Here is a 4,569-nt window from a genome sequence, read left to right on the forward strand (position 1 = left end):
GATAAGTCGGGGATGGCAACATCTACGGGACAGTTGGGAGATATCCAGCGAAATCGCGGCAACTGGGATGAGGCGGAGCGTCTGTATCAGCAATGTCTGGCAATTGAAACCTCATTGGGCGATAAGTCGGGGATGGCAACCTCTTGGGGACTGTTGGGAGATATCCAGCGAAAACGGGGCAACTGGGATGAGGCGGAGCGTCTGTTTCAGCAATCTTTGGCTTTGAGAACCGAATTGGGCGATCGCTCGGGGATGGCATCCTCTTGGGGACTCTTGGGAGATATCCAGCGAAATCGCGGCAACTGGGATGAGGCGGAGCGTCTGTATCGGCAATGTTTGGAAATTGAAACCGAATTGGGCGATCGCTCGGGGATAGCAGCAAATTGGGGTAGTCTGGGAGAAAACGAACTTGGTAAAGGTAATCTCGATGCGGCTGAACAATATTTAACCGAAGCATTGGCACAGATGGAAGAATTAGGAATGACTTGGCATATTGCGGAAACTAATTATCGCCTCGCGCAACTCTGGCGCAAACGCGGAAATGAAGAAATTGCCCAGCAGCATTACCAAAAATCCTATCAAATCTTTCAACAATTAGGTGCAGCAAAGGATTTAGAACGGATTGAAAAAGAGTGGAATCAAGAAGTTTAGGGCTGTAGTAAAATAGGGGCGAGGGCCAGAAACCTGGTTGGGGCGATAATTGGGGAATTTTTTCCCAGATTGGCTCAAGCAACTGGGTTCTCATTTTATAAACTTTTATCGGACCATACAACTATGTCAATCCCCTCTCAAGTTCTCGCCAAATTGAAAATTTTAGAAACCCTTTATCAGCAATGGAAATCTAATGATGTCATCAACCAGACATTAGACAAGATTATCAGCCAAGAGTTGGCGGAGTCTCGGCAAAAAAATCAGGAACTCGAAGCCGAAATACAAATTTTTGAACAACAGTATCAAATGTCATCGGCTGAATTCTCTCAACGATTCCACGCGGGAGAATTAGGAGATGAAATTGACTTTGTGGAATGGAACGCTTTTTATCAAATGTGGATAACGTTGCAAGAGCAGATTCAACTTTTGCAATCTACAGATAATCTATGAGTAGTGAAGATTACTTGACCGTTTTATGACAATTCCAATCCTGCCGGTGCTAGAATTATCGCCAGTGGCATCCGGGATATTCAGGAAACTATTCATGATGCTAAAACCTGGGAGAGGATTACAGGAGAATTTAACCGATGAACGAACAACCGTCAAAATCCATCTCTGAAATCTTTGAGGAGAGAACTCTCATCGATCGCGCTTTAAAAGTTGCCGCCAATCGTGCCTTTTTGCGTCACAAACAATTGGGGCGTCCGATTGTAGTCTGGCAGGATGGAAAAATAGTTGAAATTCCCCCGGAAGAGATTTGCGTAGATGAAGAATATTTGTAAACCCATCAGTCCCACCCGGAGTTACCGATAGTGGTCCAATTTCAAGGGTTAGAAACCGGGTTTCTTAACCAGATGTTGGCAAGTCTCATTAAATGGGGTGAGAAACCCGGTTTCTGGTCCAATTTTAAGGGTTATAAACTGGGTGTTCTCTTGAGGGGGCTTCTGCCGCGTCACGCACTCTGGAGGCTCTGCCTCCAGTAGCCAAGCAAGGGCTAATCGCGGTCTATTGTACTAGCCCTGTCAAGGTGGTAAATTTAATGACGAAAAATCGTTATTTCTTGTAGGGGCGCAATGCTTGCGCCCTCCGGAGGGCGTAAATTTAATGACGAAAAATCGTTATTTCTTGTAGGGGCGCAATGCTCGAAGCCCACCGGAGGGCGCAAGCATTGCGCCCCTACAATCTACACACCTTGACAGGGCTAGGTTTATTGTACCTATGCTTCATCAGAGGTCCAGGCGCTTAAGCCGCCAATAGCGCGTGACGCGACTGAAGCCCCCTCACGAGGAAAAAAAGGATAAATTTGCTAAACTGAACCCATGAACCTATAAAAAAGCGGTTTGAGTGACAGCCTAACACACAATTTGAGGTCAAGCAATGAAAGCAGTTGAAGTCATGGGCAAAATCGATGATAAGGGCCAACTTTTATTAGATGAACCTTTAGACATTAAATCCGAGAGCCGAGTCAAAGTGATTCTCTTGATATCCGATGAAGATGACTTGGATCCGGATGATACTCCCGCCGAGGAAATTAAAGCTAGTTTAATCCGAGCTTTGCAAGATGCTAAAGCCGGAAGACGAATTCCCTTAGAACAAATGTGGGAGGGAATTGATGCCGAATAATCCTGAATTCGTTAACATTGATTTAACGCCTGAATATCGCAATAACCTCAAAAAACTAGCTAAGAAATATCGCAATATTCGTTCTGATACTCAGGTAGTCATTGAGGCATTACAACAAGGCTCTCAATTAGGCGATCGCCTTTCTGGTTTTGGCGAAAACTTTTATGTTTACAAGGTTAGAGCCAAAAATAGTAATATCCAGAAAGGAAAAAGTGGCGGCGATCGCATTATTTATTTGCTGGAATCAGAAACCCGTATTTTGTTGTTGACGATTTATAGCAAATCTGAGCAAGAAGATATGACAACGGAGCAAATTCAAACGATTTTAGAGGAGCTGTATGAATCAGAATGAATAGGGAGCATCTCAATCACGAACAGTTCTCCCCCCTCTTCGATGTCTTGGGGTGGGGTCTTTCTCGTGACGCGGAGTACAGCCCCCTCACGAGGATAAAAGCCACGTTACGAGGAAGCCCCTATAACATGAAAATACAATCCCTTGAAGTCAAATCTTTTAAAAAATTCCCCCATCTTAGATTGGATTTCACCGATTCCGAAACTGGATTTGCCCGAGATTTGATGGTGTTAATCGGCATGAATGGGGCTGGAAAAACCAGTTTATTACAGGCAATTGCTGCCACCCTAGGAGTCGCTACGGGACGATTGCAGAAACTTCAGGACTTAGACTGGTCCGGATTTAATCCTGAACTGTTAGGGAACTGGGGACAATTGACACCGGAGGTAAACCTAGGGGTAGAATTTTCCCCATTGGAACTGAAAGCCGTTCAGGAATTTCACCAAAAATTGTCAGAACAGGGACGAGATTTGCCACCTCCGGCACAGGAAGAAATTGTCAATTTAAAATGGCAAAATCAGCGCGTTCAAGCCCAGAGTGCCGCTGAATTATGCCAATTTAGAGGACGAGACTATGCCAAGCCATTACTCCGCGCTGAAGGGTTCCAGGTGTTTGAGCGAGTCGGTACGATTCTCTGGTACACCGAGGAGCGAACTTCCACTACTTTAACCCCAGAAAACCTTCAAAATCAACTGGAAATCACCGATGACCTCTTACGGGACCGATTATCCAAGTGGCGACAGTTTCATCAAGATTTAACCACAGGAAAAATCCCCCAACTTCGTCCCGGACAAAAAGACCTCTATGCAGAAATAGAAACCGCCTACCAAACAGTTTTCCCCGGGCGAAGTTTTCAGGGTCCCGTTCCCCGACAGGACATTAATGAATTGTTTAGTGAACCTTGGTTTTATCTATTTGATGGTAAAAACCAATATGAAATTTCGGAAATGTCCGGAGGGGAACGGGCAATTTTTCCGATTCTCATGGACTTTGCCAGTTGGAATATTCATAATTCAGTGATTTTAATCGATGAACTGGAGTTACATTTACATCCACCGATGCAACAGGCATTTTTGAGGGCTTTACCGAAGTTGGGGAAAAATAATCAATTTATTATTACCACCCATTCCGATTATGTGGAGGAACTTGTACCTGAATCAGCGATTATTCAATTAGAGGTTTGTGAAAACCCCGCAGCGTCAAGCCTGGGGCTATACGGACGAAGCGGTGCCTGCGCGGGCTAAGAGAGGAAAATGGACTTTTTATAGAGGGATGGTGGAGTGGAAGTGATTGTTTTATAGCTAGTCTAAATCAGTTTGACAATGGATCCAAGGCTGAAAGTCTTGGAGTGCGGTAAGCACCAGCTATGCCGTAGGCTTTGCATCTTGCTCGCTATCTTTATGTCAAATTCATTTAGGGTCGCTATATAGTCCAATTTCAAGGGGTAGAAACCGGGTTTCTTAATCAGATGTTGGAAATTAGTATTAGATGGGGTGAGAAACCCGGTTTCTGGTTCACAGGCGATTCGCGAATCGCGGCTACAGGGAGATTAGAAATTGGGGGTTTTTCAAGGTTGGGAATTGGGATTATACCAAATTCAGTTGTAACAAGTCGATTTTATGGATTAGCCCGCGCAGGCGGGCTTCGTCTGTGTAGCCCCACCCTTTAGGGTGCGGGTTTTTATAGACATTTTACAACCGAATTCCGGATTAAATGGGGTGAGAAACCCGTTTTTTGTTTTACTGGCGATTCTCGAATCGCGGCTACAGGGAGATTGGAAATGGGTTTTTCGATGTTGGGAATTGGGATTAGATGGGGTGATTAACCTGGTTTTTTGTTTTACTGGCGATTCTCGAATCGCGGCTACAGGGAGATTGGAAATGGGTTTTTCGATGTTGGGAAGTGGGATTAGATGGGGTGATTAACCTGGTTTTTTGTTTTAC

6 protein-coding genes are annotated in these 4,569 nt (G+C 44.8%); all 6 read left to right on the forward strand.

What is annotated here, in order from left to right; translation table 11 throughout:
- Window positions 1–651 (forward strand): tetratricopeptide repeat protein (locus NG833_RS24420; protein WP_254567876.1); only part of this gene is annotated, 651 nt, incomplete at its 5' end.
- A 123-nt stretch (window positions 652–774) separates the two neighbouring features.
- Window positions 775–1,101 (forward strand): hypothetical protein, encoded by a 327-nt coding sequence (locus NG833_RS24425; protein WP_254567877.1) that lies wholly within the window; start codon window positions 775–777, stop codon window positions 1,099–1,101.
- A gap of 137 nt (window positions 1,102–1,238) precedes the next feature.
- Window positions 1,239–1,433: a hypothetical protein gene (locus tag NG833_RS24430; RefSeq protein WP_254567878.1), complete on the forward strand. Its 195-nt coding sequence runs from the start codon at window positions 1,239–1,241 to the stop codon at window positions 1,431–1,433.
- Window positions 1,434–2,028: 595 nt separating this feature from the next.
- On the forward strand, window positions 2,029–2,274 hold the full coding sequence (locus tag NG833_RS24435; protein ID WP_254567879.1) for a hypothetical protein: 246 nt from the start codon (window positions 2,029–2,031) through the stop codon (window positions 2,272–2,274).
- Window positions 2,264–2,626 (forward strand): type II toxin-antitoxin system RelE/ParE family toxin, encoded by a 363-nt coding sequence (locus tag NG833_RS24440; RefSeq protein ID WP_254567880.1) that lies wholly within the window; start codon window positions 2,264–2,266, stop codon window positions 2,624–2,626. Before NG833_RS24435 ends, NG833_RS24440 begins: the two co-directional genes overlap by 11 nt.
- Before the next feature lie 128 nt (window positions 2,627–2,754).
- The gene (locus tag NG833_RS24445; protein WP_254567881.1) at window positions 2,755–3,870 is read left to right on the forward strand and encodes an AAA family ATPase; all 1,116 of its coding nucleotides are present in this window, start codon (window positions 2,755–2,757) and stop codon (window positions 3,868–3,870) included.
- The last annotated feature ends 699 nt before the right edge of the window (window positions 3,871–4,569 follow it).

It is taken from the genome of Oscillatoria sp. HE19RPO (assembly GCF_024220515.1).
In the GTDB taxonomy this organism is placed as follows: Bacteria; Cyanobacteriota; Cyanobacteriia; order Cyanobacteriales; family Laspinemataceae; genus Laspinema.